12 protein-coding genes are annotated in these 15,386 nt (G+C 64.0%); 9 read left to right on the top strand and 3 right to left on the bottom strand.

The features are described 5' to 3' along the window. Positions 1-84: 84 nt before the first annotated feature. The 3 genes from GGR62_RS06280 (at position 85) to GGR62_RS06270 (ending at position 3,600) form a co-directional block, all read left to right on the top strand. On the top strand, positions 85-849 hold the full coding sequence (locus tag GGR62_RS06280; protein ID WP_184407070.1) for a SapC family protein: 765 nt from the start codon (positions 85-87) through the stop codon (positions 847-849). Between the two features lie 3 nt (positions 850-852). Then, positions 853-1,899: a cupin-like domain-containing protein gene (locus GGR62_RS06275; RefSeq protein ID WP_184407069.1), complete on the top strand. Its 1,047-nt coding sequence runs from the start codon at positions 853-855 to the stop codon at positions 1,897-1,899. Between the two features lie 183 nt (positions 1,900-2,082). Beyond that, complete coding sequence (locus GGR62_RS06270) at positions 2,083-3,600, top strand: tryptophan halogenase family protein (RefSeq protein ID WP_184407068.1); 1,518 nt, start codon at positions 2,083-2,085, stop codon at positions 3,598-3,600. 139 nt (positions 3,601-3,739) lie between these two features. Here GGR62_RS06270 and GGR62_RS06265 read toward each other — a convergent pair whose 3' ends face one another. From GGR62_RS06265 to GGR62_RS06255, 3 genes are all read right to left on the bottom strand, one after another. Further along, positions 3,740-4,759, bottom strand: a complete 1,020-nt coding sequence (locus GGR62_RS06265; RefSeq protein WP_184407067.1) for an MBL fold metallo-hydrolase — start codon at positions 4,757-4,759, stop codon at positions 3,740-3,742. 87 nt (positions 4,760-4,846) lie between these two features. After that, complete coding sequence (locus GGR62_RS06260; protein ID WP_184407066.1) at positions 4,847-6,244, bottom strand: trypsin-like peptidase domain-containing protein; 1,398 nt, start codon at positions 6,242-6,244, stop codon at positions 4,847-4,849. Positions 6,245-6,624: 380 nt separating this feature from the next. After that, positions 6,625-8,007: an APC family permease gene (locus tag GGR62_RS06255; protein ID WP_184407065.1), complete on the bottom strand. Its 1,383-nt coding sequence runs from the start codon at positions 8,005-8,007 to the stop codon at positions 6,625-6,627. Positions 8,008-8,198: 191 nt separating this feature from the next. On the opposite strand from GGR62_RS06255, the gene GGR62_RS06250 reads away from it, so the two are divergent. From GGR62_RS06250 to GGR62_RS06225, 6 genes are all read left to right on the top strand, one after another. After that, the gene (locus GGR62_RS06250; RefSeq protein WP_184407064.1) at positions 8,199-8,963 is read left to right on the top strand and encodes a LuxR family transcriptional regulator; all 765 of its coding nucleotides are present in this window, start codon (positions 8,199-8,201) and stop codon (positions 8,961-8,963) included. A 245-nt stretch (positions 8,964-9,208) separates the two neighbouring features. Next, positions 9,209-10,150, top strand: coding sequence for a proline iminopeptidase-family hydrolase (locus tag GGR62_RS06245; protein ID WP_184407063.1), 942 nt, complete (start codon positions 9,209-9,211; stop codon positions 10,148-10,150). 121 nt (positions 10,151-10,271) lie between these two features. Beyond that, entirely contained in the window at positions 10,272-10,514 is a 243-nt protein-coding gene (locus GGR62_RS06240) for a hypothetical protein (RefSeq protein ID WP_184407062.1), read from the top strand. 393 nt (positions 10,515-10,907) lie between these two features. Continuing rightward, complete coding sequence (locus tag GGR62_RS06235) at positions 10,908-11,969, top strand: pectate lyase (protein ID WP_184407061.1); 1,062 nt, start codon at positions 10,908-10,910, stop codon at positions 11,967-11,969. A gap of 267 nt (positions 11,970-12,236) precedes the next feature. Further along, the gene (locus GGR62_RS06230; protein WP_184407060.1) at positions 12,237-13,628 is read left to right on the top strand and encodes an amino acid permease; all 1,392 of its coding nucleotides are present in this window, start codon (positions 12,237-12,239) and stop codon (positions 13,626-13,628) included. 389 nt (positions 13,629-14,017) lie between these two features. Continuing rightward, positions 14,018-15,247, top strand: coding sequence for a dipeptidase (locus GGR62_RS06225; protein ID WP_184407059.1), 1,230 nt, complete (start codon positions 14,018-14,020; stop codon positions 15,245-15,247). Positions 15,248-15,386 lie beyond the last annotated feature (139 nt).

Below are 15,386 nucleotides of genomic sequence, written 5' to 3'. Positions count from 1 at the left end.
CCGGCTAGCGCAGCATGCCGCCGCATGATCGGCTCACACCCACGTAATGCGGTCGTCCGTCGCGGATCACTGCTGGAGGTTCAGATGACGCGATACGCAGTGCTCAACAACGTGGCCCATCACGATCTTCGCGTCATCCTGCGCTTCGGCGCCGAGTTCGGCGATGCGCTCGGCCTGGTGCCGGCCTTCGTCACCGAGTACGCCGAGTTGCAGCGTGAGTATCCGTTGTTCTTTCGCAAGGATCCTGCAACTGCCGGCTACCAGTCGGTGGCGTTGCTGGGCTTTGCCCAGGATGAAAATCTGTTCCTGCAGGACGGGCGCTGGAATGCCAGCTACCTGCCGGGCATCGTGGCCAAGGGGCCATTTCTGATCGGTTTCCAGGAGCAGCACGTCGATGGCGTGCTGGTGCAGGAGCCGGTGATCCATGTCGATCTGGAGCACCCGCGCGTGAGCCGGGACGAAGGCGAAGCGGTGTTTTTGCCGCAGGGCGGCCACAGCCCCTATCTGGAGCACATCATCGGTGTGCTGCGCGGCATCCGCGACGGCGTGGAGGCCGGTCAGGCGATGGCCGCTGCCTTCGATGCGCTCGGGCTGATCCAGCCCATGCAGCTGGATGTCATGCTCGATGCAACCCATGCCACGCAGCTGGAAGGCCTGTTCGTCATCGACCGCGAGCGGCTTGCCGCGCTCGATGCGCAAGCGTTGCAGCAGTTGCATCAGGCCGGCTATCTGGAAGCCGCATTCCTGATGCTGGCCTCGCTGCACAATGTGCGCCGGTTGATGGCCGAGAAACAACGCCGCTTGCAGCAGCAGGCACAGCGCACGCCTGCCGCCGCCGCGTACGCCTGACCGATGACGGCGAGCGCATCCATGGCGTCACTGCCGGCAATCGCCGCGATTGCCGAGCGTGGCGATTGCCAGCCTGACGCATTGCCGCTTGCCGAACTCTGCGAGGCGGCCGTGCCGGTGGTGCTGCGCGGCATCGCACGCGACTGGTCGCTGGTGCAGGCAGGGCGTCGTAGCCCGGACGAGGCGATGGCGCTGCTGCGCACGCACGACAGCGGACGTGTCCTGCAGTTTTCCTATGGTGCCCCGACCATTGCCGGCCGCCCGTTCTATACCGACGATTGCACGGCGTTGAACTTCGATGTGCAGCGCGGCAGCCTGAGCATGTTGCTGGATGCCATCGCCAGCCATCGCGATGACCCGCAGCCGCCCACGTATTACCTGGCTTCGTTGCCGGTCGACGACAGCTTGCCGGGTTTGCGTGCGGCCAATGCGCTCCACGTGGTGGCTGATGGCAACGCGGTGCAGCCCAGCATCTGGATCGGCAATCGTGTCATTGCTTCATGCCACTACGATGCCCCCAATAATCTGGCCTGCTGCGCGGTGGGGCAGCGTCGGTTCACGCTGTTTCCGCCCGCGCAAGTCGCCAACCTGTATCCCGGCCCGCTGGAGCCCACTCCGGGCGGGCAGGTGGTGAGCATGGTCGATATCGCCAACCCGGATCTGCAGCGTTATCCGCGTGTGGCCGGCGCGCTGGCACACGCACAGACCGCCGTGCTTGAGCCGGGCGATGCCTTGTTTATTCCCAGCATGTGGTGGCACCACGTGCAGTCGCTGCAGCCGTTCAACGTGCTGGTCAATTATTGGTGGAGCAGCATGCCCGCCCACCTGCCGGCGCCGATGCAGGCGCTGTATCACGCGCTGTGGGCCATCCGCGACCGGCCCGCTTCGGAAAAACAGGCGTGGCGGGCATTGTTCGATTACTACGTGTTCGGTCCTGCCGAGCGTGCCGGCGAACATCTCCCCGAACAGGCGCGGCATGTCTTGGGACCGATCGATCCCACCCTGGCGCGCCAGCTGCGCGCCATGTTGATCGGCAGGTTGAATCGTTGAGGGCCGGGATCAGCTCGAGCGCGCATCGCCAGCGCACTGCACAGCCGCCGGGCAGGCAAGACGGCTGTCCGGAATCGTTATTTGCCGCTCGCTTACCCCGGTTTTCATGATCCATCTGCTGCCACCTTGCAACCGCTGGCACCGGTTTGTTGGCCGCCTCAACCCTACGCACAGGAGCGCGCAGTGACCCAGGCTCGGATTCGCAAGGTCGTCATCGTCGGCGGCGGTACCGCTGGCTGGATCGCCGCATGTGCGTTGTCGCATCAGTTCCGCGAGTTGCTCGATATCACCCTGGTCGAATCCGAGCAGATCGGCACCGTGGGCGTGGGCGAATCCACCGTGCCGCCGATCCGCAGCTTCCATCGTTTCCTGCAGATCGACGAACAGGAATTCTTGCGTGCGGTGGCCGGCACTTTCAAGTTGTCGATTTCCTTCGAGCATTGGCGTCGCGAGGGAGAGCGCTATCTCCATCCGTTCGGGATCACCGGACAAAGCACGCTGGTCTGCGCCTTCCATCATCTATGGCTGGAAGGTCAGCGCCGCGGCATGCCCGGCACGTTCGGCGATTACTGCCTGGAGACGGCGGCCTCACGCGTCGACCGTTTTGCATTGCTGCGCGAGCCTGCGGTCAATTACGCCTATCACCTGGATGCGGCGTTGTACGCGAAATTCCTGCGCGCGCGCAGCGAAGCCTATGGCGTCACACGCATCGAAGGCAAGATTCAGCAGGTGACGTTGCAGCCCGATAGCGGCGATGTCGCCAGTGTGGTGCTGGACGACGGGCAGGTGCTCGAAGGCGATCTGTTTATTGATTGCAGCGGCTTTCGCGGCCTGCTGATCGAACAGGCCCTGCACACCGGCTACGAAGACTGGAGCCACTGGTTGCCGTGCGACCGCGCCGTTGCAGTGCAGACCGAAGCGGTCGGTCCGCCGGTGCCGTATACCCGCGCCATCGCACATGCCACCGGCTGGCGCTGGCACATTCCGCTGCAACATCGGGTAGGCAACGGCTTGGTATTTTCCAGCCGGCATTTATCCGATGACGAGGCCCATGCCAAGTTGCTGCGCGACGTTGCCGCAACGCCGCTCAAGGAACCGTGGTTGGTACCGTTCCGCACCGGCCGCCGGCTCAAGGCCTGGAACAGGAACGTGGTTTCGCTGGGCCTGGCCAGCGGTTTTATCGAGCCGCTGGAATCCACCAGCATCCATCTCACCATTGCCGCCGTCGTGCGCCTGCTCACCTTGTTCCCGGCAGAAGGTATCGCGCCGTCGCAGGTGGACCTGTTCAACGACATCAGCCGCGCCGAGATGGAACACGTGCGCGACTTCGTCATCCTGCATTACCACGCCACCCAGCGTGACGAACCGCTATGGCAGCAATGCCGCAGCATGGAACTGCCCGCGTCGCTCGCCTTGCGCCTGCGTGCCTGGCGCGAACGTGCGCATGCGTGGCAAGGTGCCGATGAGCTGTTCCGCGTCGATTCCTGGACCCATGTATTGATGGGCCAGGGCATCATGCCGCAGCAGCATCACCCGCTGGCACGCGCCATCTCCGATCGGGACCTGCACCGGCTGCTCGACGGCATCGCACAGCCGATCCGGCATGCGGTGGCGCAGATGCCATCGCAGCAGGCGTTTATCGATGGGTATTGCAAAGCCGGAGCGAGCGTATGGGGGTTGCGCAATCCGGTTGTGGCGTAAAAGGCAAACGGAGATGCAGCGCTGTCGATGTTCATGCAGCGCCTGCTCTGCGCCGTTCGCTCGTGCATGCTCGCTGGTGCACAGGCACATGACGTGACACCGCCGGGATGCGCTGGCATCGGCTCGCCCCGTTGCTTGGCTACAATCGCATCAGATCCTTGCCAACCACAATCGGTCCGGCGTAGTGCTTGCGCGCGCCTTCGCTCCACATCGCATCGGTAATGGTCGGGTCGCCGCCGGGCACGAAGTGATTGAGCACCAGTCGCTTGGCGTTGGCCGCCGTCGCGATCTTGCCCACTTCCTCGCTGGTGGCGTGGCTCTCGAGCAGGTGGTCGAGCAGCGTCGGCGCGCTGTCGTTGGTCTTGAGCATCTTCTCCAGTGCTGGCAGATACATCACCTCATGCACCAGGATGTCGGTGTTCTTCGCGAACGCGGCCAACGCCGGCACGTAGCGCGTGTCGCCGGAGAACACCACGCTGCGGTCGCGTGTATCGAAGCGGTAAGCAAATGCCGGCTTGAGTGTGTAGTGATCGACCAGCGTCGCGGTGACGGTCACCTGATCGTTCTGCAGCACCGTGCCGGGTCGGTCAAATTCGTGTACGTGGATCAGCGGCTTGAACGGCGGGCGGCCTTCTTCGCGGATGCGTGCCTCGATGTCGATGGCATTCATGTCGACAAAGGCGTCGACCATCCTGGCGATACCAGGCGGGCCATACAGATGCACCGGGGTTTGCAGCCCGCTCGCCCACGCCAGCCACACCACGTTGAGCAGGTCGGCGTTGTGATCGGAGTGGTGATGGGTCAGGAAGATATCGCGTAGCGCAGGCAGGCGGATGCCGGCTTTGGCCAGTTGCTGTGCAACACCATTGCCGCAATCGATGAGATACGGTTGCCCATCGATGACCAAGGCATTGGCGGCTGCGGCGCGCAGCGGCGATGGGGTTGGGCCACCCTTGGTGCCGAGCAGCACCAGCACGCTGCCCTTGGCCGGAAAATTGTCAGGGAAAGGCGCCGGCGGTGCCGGGTCGGCTGGTGAACCTGCTTTCTTCGACTCGACCCGTCGTGCAGCGCCGAGTTGACCTGCCACGGTCAGCGTGCCCGCAGCCAATGCGATGCGCAGCAGCTGCCGACGGGAGCGATGTGGAGAAGCGGCGGACATGAGGCCTCCTGTCGAAAGCGCTCACTGTAAGCCAGGTGCGATCGAACGTGGCAGGCGGTCTACCACCCGCCACGTGCCTTGAACCGCTTACTGGCCCAAGTAGCTGGAGATCGTGGAATACACGTCCGAGAAGCGCGAGTAGTAATCCGGATCTGTTTGCGCGCTGCAGAACGAATAACCGCCATACAGGCCGCCGCGTAGCTGATACGCACCACCGCTGGCGACGGTGAACAGGCCGGAGCCGGACGAGCCACCTTCGGTGACGCCATCGTTCCAGACCACGCGGTACAGCGGGCTCTTGCCGTCCAGGGACGTGCTCAGTGCATTGACGGTGCCCAGCGAATACTTCTTGACGTCGCCCGCCGGGTGGTGGATGCCCACGATCGAGGTGCCGGTGGCGCCGATCGCTGCGCTATTCCAGGCCGCATAGAACGCCCCGCTGGGCGGTGCACTCTTCAGTTCCAGCAAGGCGGTGTCGCGCGTGGTATTGGCATGGCGCAGGAACGCGCCGCCGCTCAATGTCGTTGCCTGCGAGCTCACTGTACTGCCGTTGCAACTGGCTGCATCGTAGAACCAGTAGGTCTGCAGTGTATTGGCAACGGTCTGGGTGCTGATGCAGTGCGCGGCAGTCCAGAACAGATAGCGCTTGGGCGAGTTGCTGTTGTTGAGCAAGGTGCCGGTGCACAGGAACGAGCCCTGGCTGGTGGTGAACACCATACGTGCCACGGCTTTTGTGGCATTGGTGAAACCGGCAGTGGGATTGGCTCGGCAGACGACATCGTTCTGGCATGAGTCGCTTTCGCCGATGGCAATGGTCATCATCTCGCGCGTACTGGCGGTGGGGCTGATGTCCAGATGCGACAGCTGCGGAATGCGCAGACTGAAGTTCTCCGGATACTGGCCGGCCGGCAACGAGATTTCCACCAGCAGCGTCTCACCGCTTACCGTTGGCGACCAGCCGATGTCGTTGTCGCTGGTTGCAAAACTGGCGCCGGATTGCTCGAACACGCGGCCATCGTCGCCGGCAAAACGTAGCGTCACCTTTGACGGGTCGCCTGGCGTTGCGCCGGCGCCACGCAAGATCAACGCTGCGCGCAGCGACGCTGCCTGTGCGGAGCTCACCTGCAGGGTCGCCACCCGCGAACCGTCGCCGGCCATCTGCCAATCGAGGGTTGACAGGTTGATCGCCGGCTTGGCCACGCTACGCGAAAAGCCGATCTGCAAGGGCTGCCCATGCTTGATCTGCGCGATACGGCGCTCGCGCACGCGGCTGATGTCGGTCCTGGTGGGCGCGCTCAGCTGCACCACGCGCGTGGGCAGGATGCCGCCGCGCAAACTTGCTGACTGCAATGTCGCCGCGCCGAGCTTGGCCGCTTGCGGCGCCGTGCCGACCGGCGCTGCGTCCATTTCGGTTGGCGGTGCTGCCAGCGCAGAGCCGGAAACTGCGGAAAACAGGGCCAGATACAACGCATTCTTGCGATTCATGGGTAGTCCTTGTCGTCAGGGAGCGGCAGGTTGCGGCGGGGGCCACAGCCTGCGGGCGCCATCATTGGCGCCGGACGAGACTAGCGAATGTTGATAGCTGAATATGTGCGGAAAATCTCGTTCAGAGGTTGGCAATCAAGAAAGATGCAATCGTGTGTGCAAACATCGATTCACCGCCTCACGCAAGCCGCGTGCTGAGCGGCGCACACCGTGGGCGTCACCTCTGCGGGCCTACATGCAGGCATCTTCGTAACCGATGCCGAAGGCTGGTGATGGATGGCAGGCGCTGGCCGATGCACTGCGTTAGCTGACGCAGCGCAGCCGGCCATGAAGATCGGCAACACGCAGTGCGGAAGGCCAGGCACGCGTTCTAACCGGCGCTATCCCAACGCATCGCTGGCGCGGAACTCGGTGGAGCGGCCGCTGACTTTAAGAAAGGCCAACACCGCCAGCCCGAGCACCATCCATGCAGTGCCGCCGAGCTGCGCATGTCGGTCGGAACTGATCAGCACATAGGCCAGGATCACGATGCCGACGATGGGCACCCCGCCGTGCAGCATCCTGCGTGCTTGCTTGCGGAAGTGCCACAGCACCGCGAGATGCAACAGGATGAACGCGCTGAGCGCGCCCACATTGCATAACGAGGACAGCAGTGCGATCTGCCCGACGAACACTTCGCCCAACACCATGCTCAAGCCGGCCACCAGCAGGATGGCGCGCTGCGGCACGCCGGTGCGCGGATGGATGTAGCGCAAGAACGCGGGCAGCTGGCGGTCGCGTGCCATGGCGAACAACAGGCGCGAGGTGGCCGCCTGCGCCACCAATGAATTGGCGACGGCCGCGCTGATCGCCACCGTGAGCGCGATGACGATCTGCATCCACGGCCCGGCGATCAAACGCCCGATCTCGAAGAATGCATCGTTGGAGGCCTGTGCGCTCGGGTAGCGTTGCAGGGTCGGTTGCAGCAGCGCGGCCAGCCAGGTCTGCACGATGAACAAGCTCGCCACGATCAGCAACGCCAGCAAGGTGGCCCGCCCGACCACGCGGTTGCCGCCGCGGGTTTCTTCCGACAGCGTGGAAATCGCATCGAAGCCCAGAAACGACACCACCGCCACCGACAACGCGCTGAAGATCAATTGTGGCGAAAACGCCTGCGGGTTGTAGAACGGGCGCAGATTCCAGGACGCACCATTGACGCCGCGTTGGATCGCCAGGCTCGCCAGTACCACGAACACTGCCAACACCACCAGTTGCGCATACAGAAAGAACCGATTCGCACGCGCGGTGGTTTCGATGCCGCGCAGATTGACCACGGTATTGAGCACCACGAAGAAGGCGATCCACGCCGGCTGCGGCACCGCCGGCAACACGTTGTGCATGGCATTGGCGCCGACCACGTAGAGCAGGGTCGGCACCAGGAGGTAATCGAGCAGGATCGCCCAGCCGGCCAGAAAGCCCATGCCGCTGCTCATGCCGCGCCCCACGTACGCATACACCGAGCCTGCCACCGGAAACGCCTGCGACATCTGTTGGTAGCTCAGCGCGGTGAACAGCATCGCCACGAAGCCGAGCAGGTAGGTCAACGGCACCATGCCGGCGCTGATGTCGAACACGCCGCCGAAGATGGAGAACGGTGCGGTCGGCACCATGAACACCAGCCCGTAGATCAGCAGATCCTTGAGCGTGAGCTGGCGCTTGAGCTCCTGGGTGTAGCCGAAGCGTTCCAGCGTGGCCGCATCGTCGCGGCGTGGGGTGTCGGTCATGCAGTTGTCCGCTGAGAGAAGGTCCGGATCTCGATGCAGGCGCCGCAGCACCTGAACGTCGATGCCGCAGTGCAGCTGCCTGACTGGCATTGTGACGATAAAGTGGCCGGCAAGCCCATTCATTGGTAAAAGTGCTAGGTTTTCCAAGCTGGATGTCCTCCAGCGACAACGTCGATTCCTAAGGGCCCATCATGTTCGACACTCTGGCCAGCCTGGGCCGCGATCTGCAGGCGCTGCACACGCTCGACGCCTGCCTGGATCGGGTGTTCCGCGATGTCTGCGGGCTGGGCTTCCAGTCGCTGGTGTACGACTACGCACCCGTACCGCTGAGCATGGAGGGCACGCTGATCACCCCGTCGGTATTCCTGCAGCGCAACGCGCCGCGCGATATGCAGCATGTATGGTGCGAACACGGCTACTACCAGAACGACCCCGTTCAGCAGCGTGCCACGCAGCGCGCCACGCCCTTCGTCTGGTCGTACCGCACCGATGGCGACAGGGCCGGAGTGGAATACGTCGGTGGTCTGCATCCACAGATCACGCGCTATCTGTGCGATAGCGGCATGGGCACCGGTGTCACCGTGCCATTGCATCTGCCGGGCGGCGCGTTCGCGACATTTACCGCGGCGGTGGACACCGTGTCCGCCGAGGGGCCGGGAGTGGCCGAAGCGCAGTTGTCGCCGTTTCTGTTGCTGGCGCATACCTTCCAGGCCCGCGCGCAGACGCTGCTCGATCCGAACGAACGCCGTTGCTGCCACATCGCGCTGACCCGCCGCGAGCGCGAATGCCTGCAGTATTCGGCCAAGGGCCTGACCTCGAAAAGCATTGCGGCCGCGCTCAATCGCTCAACCGCGACGGTGAACCTGCATCTGAACTCCGCCGCGCGCAAACTGGGTGCGCGCAATCGCGTGGAGGCGGTGGTGCGCGGCATGCACTATCGGCTGCTGGAACCGTGATCCGGTGATTCCGTGCCGTTGCGATGGAGGCGCAGCGCAGAGCCGGCGCTCCGATGAACCGCTACTCGCAGCGGAGGGCAGGTCGGGTCGGGCCGCCGCTGGCCAGGCGCATCTGGCTGAGCCGATGCGCCGCCGGTACCTCCGCCTGGGCGCAGACGCGCCAAAACCTGGGAGATTTGCCAGTTATCGCAGCCGCATACGGTCGCTAGGCTCGGCGCTCACATTGCCGTAGGCAGGCGTAGGTCATGCAGTCCACCGAGGGTTACGTCGAATTCCGCGGCTACCGCACCTGGTACCGCATTACCGGCGACCTGCGCGCGGACGATTGCCCGCTGATCGTCCTGCACGGCGGCCCTGGTTGCACCCACGACTACGTGGACAGTTTCAAGGATCTGGCGGCCAATGGCCGCGCGGTGATCCATTACGACCAGCTCGGTAACGGTCACTCCACCCATCTGCCCAATGCCGATCCGGGCTTCTGGACGGTGGGATTGTTTCTGGATGAACTGCAGACCCTGATCACGCACCTGGGCTTGTCGCGCTATGCGTTGCTGGGCCAGTCGTGGGGCGGGATGCTGGCCGCCGAGCATGCGGTGCGTCGGCCGACCGGTCTGCGTGCGTTGGTGATCGCCAATTCGCCGGCATCGATGGGCTTGTGGCGCGCTGCGGCACTGCGCCTGCGTGCGCGCCTGCCCGAGGATGTGCAGGCGGCGCTGGACACGCACGAAGCCGCCGGCACGCTGGACGATCCGGCCTATCGCGCCGCAAGCCAGGTGTTCTACGCGCAGCACGTGTGCCGCACCGTGCCGTGGCCGGCAGAGGTGGCGCGCACGTTCGCCGCCATCGATGCCGATCCGACCGTGTACCACGCCATGAACGGTCCCACCGAATTCCACGTGGTGGGGAGCCTGCGTAACTGGAGCATCATCGAGCGCCTGCACCGTATCAACGTCCCGACGCTGGTGCTGTCCGGCAAGTACGACGAAGCCACGCCGGAGACGGTGGAGCCCTACGCCCGCCTGATCGCGGAGGCGCGCTGGCATGTGTTCGCCAATTCCAGTCACATGCCGCACGTGGAAGAACGTGCTGCCTGCATGCGCCTGGTCGGCAACTTCCTCGACGACCAGACGCCCTGGCTCGGTGGAGAATTGGCACGCCCGTCGGTGTTGGCCAGTCCCGCCGTCTGAGCGGGTGACCTGCCAGTGCGCGCGGCGTACGGGCCGATGCTGCGGGTGGAAAGCGCATGGCCGCTCACGCAGGGCGCTTGGATCAACGCGCTCATCTGTGCTGCACCCTGTGGGTTGCCTGATGCATTACGCACAGGCCGAGGACGTTTCTGTCACGCCTAGCGACAAGTTGCCAGTCTGCCAGATGGTGCGGATGTGGATGATCGTCAAGATGGCGATCGGATCGTCCCGCGACAGCAGGCAAGCGAGCGCCAAGGTCGCGCCGACGCACAGCGGCGACACGGTGCGTGCGCCATCACCACGGCGCTCTTGCACGCCGACGCTCCATCAGCGTTATCGCATTGCCGCGCACGATCTGCGCTGACGCATACGCACTCTTGGTTGCATGCAATCGTGCGCAGCCACGCCATGTCTCTTCGCACCGCTGCGCGTTTGCAAGCGCATGCGATGCAGTGGTGATCGCTTCACCAGCAGCCAAGGGCCGACACACGCCAAGCATGCGCGCCAACGCTTGCTTGCATCGATCCAAATGCAGCGGTCGTCTGCCTGTGGAGATGTCCTGTCCTCACTGTCTTTCGCTGTCTCTTTTGCATGTCCCGCAAGGAGAACACCGTGGTGCGTCAAGGTTTCAACGTTGGATAATTGTTTTATGTTTTGAATCGCGCGAAGAATGCGGCCCCCACGCACCGCTTTGCTGCCGTCGTCGCCATTGCGCCGACAGCACGCATGGCTTTTCGACATCATTGGGAGAGACTGCATGAGTATCACCACACTTCAGTGCGCACTCGCGCTCGCACTGTCCGCCTGCGCCACGAGCGCTATCGCCGGCCCGGTCGGGTACGGTGCTGCCACTACCGGCGGCGGCAACAAGATGCCGGTCACCGTGACCACCTTCGAGGCCATGCAGTCGGCCATCGACAGTTATTCCGGCAGTGGCGGGCTGGTGCTCAACTACACCGGCAAGTTCGACTTCGGCACCATCAAGGACGTGTGCGCGCAGTGGAAACTGCCGGCCAAGACCGTGCAGATCAAGAACAAGAGCGATGTCACCATCAAGGGCGCAAATGGATCCTCGGCCAACTTCGGCATCCGCGTGGTCGGCAACGCGCACAATGTGATCGTCCAGAACATGACCATCGGTCTGTTGCAGGGTGGCGAAGATGCAGATTCGATTTCCCTGGAAGGCAATTCCAGTGGCGAGCCGTCAAAGATCTGGATCGATCACAACACCATATTCGCGTCGTTGACCAAGTGCTCGGGCGCTGGCGATGCCTCGTTCGATGGCGGCATCGACATGAAGAAGGGCGTGCACCACGTCACCGTGTCCTACAACTACGTCTATAACTATCAAAAGGTCGCGCTCAACGGCTACAGCGATAGCGACACCAAGAACGCGGCCGCCCGCACCACCTACCACCACAACCGCTTCGAGAACGTGGATGCGCGCGTGCCGTTGCAGCGTCGCGGGCTGAGCCACATCTACAACAACTACTTCAACAACGTCAGCACCTCCGGCATCAACGTGCGCATGGGCGGCGTGGCCAAGATCGAGTCCAACTACTTCGAGAACATCAAGAACCCGGTGACCTCGCGCGACAGCAGCGAGATCGGCTACTGGGACCTGATCAACAACTACGTTGGCAGCGGCATCACCTGGGGCACCCCGGATGGCAGCAAGCCGTATGCCAACGCCACCAACTGGGTCAGCACCAAGGTGTTCCCGGAATCGCTGGGCTACATCTACACCGTCACGCCGGCCGCGCAGGTCAAGGCCAAGGTGATCGCCACCGCAGGGGCGGGCACCAACCTGGCCGAGTGATCGCTGGCAAGGCGTAGCGGCAACACCGATCCCCGGCATGTCCGGGGATTTTTTTATCGGCGCCGCACAGTTCGCTGCAGATTCTTCCATCGCGCCTGCAGTGGATCTGCGGCAGCGTGCGGGCACGGCGAGATGGACCCCCGATGGGGGCGAATGGCAGGGCGCGGGTTGCCAGGCTTGGTGAGGTTCTTCCAGGCAGGCATCAAGGGGCGCGGCGGGCGCCGCGACGCGGTATCGTGTCGCGATTCCATCCAGCCAAGCCCGTCCATGCCGCTTCCGACCGATCCCGTTGCTGAGACCGCTCCGTCCACCGCGCCCGCGTTGCGCCATGCGCTGAAACCGCGGCAATTGATGATGATGGGCCTGGGCACGGCGATCGGTGCCGGGCTGTTTCTCGGCTCCGGCGTGGGTATCCACGCGGCGGGGCCGGCGGTGCTGGTGTCGTATCTGATCGCCGGCGCCTTGGTGATCATCGTGATGAATGCGCTGGGCGAAATGGCCGCCTCCAAGCCGGCCAGCGGTGCGTTCTCGGTGTATGCAGCCGACGCGATGGGGCCGACCGCCGGTGCGACGGTGGGCTGGTTGTGGTGGTTGCAGATCGTGGTAGTGATCGCGGCCGAGGCGGTCGGCGCCGCAGGCCTGCTCGCCTCGGTGTGGCCGGCGTTGCCGGTGCCGTTGCTGGCGGTGGTGTTCATGGCCACCTTCACGGCGATCAATCTGCTCGGCGTGCGCAACTTCGGCGAGTTCGAATTCTGGTTCGCCATCCTCAAGGTCGTTGCGATCATCGTGTTCCTGCTGATCGGCGTGGCCTTGCTGGCCGGTTGGTTGCCCGGCGTGGCGTCGCCGGGGATGTCCAACTTCACCCGGAACGGCGGATTCGCGCCGACGGGACTGGCCGGCATCGGCGCGGCGTTGCTGGTGGTGGTGTTCGCCTTCGGCGGCACCGAAATCGTGGCCGTGGCCGCTGCGGAAACCGCCGACCCGGGCCGCAGCCTGGCACGCACCATTCGCACCGTGGCCTGGCGCATCCTGGTGTTCTACATCGGCTCGATCAGCGTGATCGTGGCGGTGGTGCCGTGGACCGACAGGGTGGCGCTCCGCTCGCCGTTCGCCTCCGTGCTGGAGGTGGCGCGCATTCCCGGCGCGGCCACCGCCATCACGCTGGTCGCCGTGGTGGCCTTGCTGTCGGCGCTCAACGCCAACCTGTATGGCGCCTCGCGGATGATCTTTTCGCTGGCCCAGCGCGGCGAGGCGCCGCAGCTGCTTGGCAAGACCAGCGGCGAGCAGGTGCCGCTGGCGGCGGTGATCGCCAGCGTGCTGTTCGGTTTTGCAGCGGCGGCGCTGGAGTTGCTGTACCCCAACAAGGTGTTGCCGATGCTGCTCAACATCGTCGGCGCCACCTGTCTGCTGGTGTGGACGATCTCGCTGCTGTCGCAACTGATCCTGCGCGCGCGCGCCGACCGCGCCGGCATCGCGCTGCCGTTCCGTATGCGGGGGTATCCGTTTCTGACCGTGCTGGCCTTGGCGATCCTGGCGGTGATCTTCGTATTGCTCGCGTGGTCGGACGATACCCGTGCGCAGTTCCTGTCGATGGTCGGTTTGACTGCCTTCATTGCGATGGTCAGCGAAGTGGCGCGACGTGTCCGCGCGCGGACGTGAGACTGCGAGTCCTGGTGTGAGCGCTGACGCGTCGTTTGCGGTTCCCATCGCGGCTTGCCGCATCGTGTCGGCATGGCTTGGCCGCTGCGTCGCCCGAACGGCCAGGGCAGGGTGACTGGAGCCGCATGCGAATGGTCATCCAGCGGTGGAGACAGGCGGCAGGGATCTCCTTCGGACGGTCGAAATGAGAAGCACGCCAGCAGTCTTGCGTTTTCCTGCTCGGCCGAGCGACGGCTTTCTGGATCTGCTGATCCAGTTCAGTTACCGTCATTTGGGCGAACCTGTTCGCCCCGTCAAGGCGCCTTGAGAAGATCGGCCTGGTATTCCATAACGATCGAACGCGTCGTTTTGGCATTTGATCTTTCACAAGTCACTGCCGGGGTTCTTCCATGCATGCCGTCTCATCTGAGAACTCTGCCGTCTTGCCTGCCAAGCCCACGCTGGATGCAGTACATGCGCTGGCCTATCCGGTCGATACGCATCTGGACTCCCTGTATCTGTCGCGCTTGGGTGGCTTCGATTTCTGGAAGGGCGACTGGAAAGCGCATCGACGCTCTCTGATCCTCTGGCTGACGTCCAAAACCTCGCCGAGAGGTCGCAATCAACCGCTGATGTACCACGTGAGCGGCCCGGACTTTCTCGCGGGCGGGTACGGAGCTGCCTGCTTCAGCGCCCACGCGTTGTGGGAAAACCTCATCGGTGCGCCTTTTCTCGATCCTTGGAAGAACTGGGTGGAGCATCAGCGCTATGTCGAGGAGATGGTGACGGCGAGCAACGGTCGGATGCGGCTGGCACGCAGCGCTGCCGAGTTACGCGCGATTCGGGCCGAGGGTCTTTGCTGCGCCATCCTGTCGTTGGAGGGCGCGCATATGCTTGGACCACGCGGGATCCGCAGCCAGGCGCTGCGCCTGCAGCGTCTGGAGATCGCTGCCAAGGCCGGCGCCGCCTATGTGACGCTCAACCATTTCAGCCATACCGACATCTCGCAGGCCGGCTATGCGCCGCTCAATCCGTGGCGTGGGATCGAGGGCGCGGGGCTCTCGGAGTTCGGCAGCACGGTCGTGGAGCGCTGCATCGATGTTGGGCTGCTGGTGGATCTTTCGCATACGTCGAGCCAGGGGATACTCGACGCCTGCGCCATCTGCGCCCGTCGCAACGTGCCGGCTTTCGCCTCGCATGCCGCATCGCGCAGCGTCACCCGTGGCGCCGAGACGCGGCCGTCGCGTCATCTCGACCGGGGGCTGGACGACGCGGCGATCCGCGCCATCGTTCAGACCGGTGGCTGCATCAGCGTCATCCTGGCGCCGTACTTCCTGCAGCATTCCTATCTGGCCGATGGCAAGCCGAATATGGATGCCGATCTCGCGTTTGTCATTGGCTATTACGAAGCCTTCGCTCGACAGATCGCCGACATGGGGATCGTCGAAGATCCATGGAAACACCTGAGTTTTGGCAGCGATTTCGATGGCGGCATTTCCAGCCTGCCGACCGGCATGCGCAGCGGCGCGGATCTGCCCAGGTTCACGCAGGCGATGATGGATGCAGGATGGCCTGCGCAACGCATCGTCGATGTGTATAGCGGCAATTTCCTGCGGGTCTGGGAGCGAGTGCGGCCGTAGCGCTTTGCGGCGACCTGCGTGCGGACCGGCGGCGTGGTGGGCTTTGCACATAGGGTGTAGCATCGCGTTGCAGCACAAGCGCGGCAATTTGCCGCACATGCGACGCCGTGTCGCATCGGGAACGAGCACGACCTTCTCT

This window comes from Xanthomonas sp. 3075 (genome assembly GCF_014197275.1).
Classification (GTDB): Bacteria; Pseudomonadota; Gammaproteobacteria; order Xanthomonadales; family Xanthomonadaceae; genus Xanthomonas; species Xanthomonas campestris_B.
Note: the sequence above shows the minus strand (reverse complement) of the source record. Positions and strands in the feature narration are given on the sequence as shown.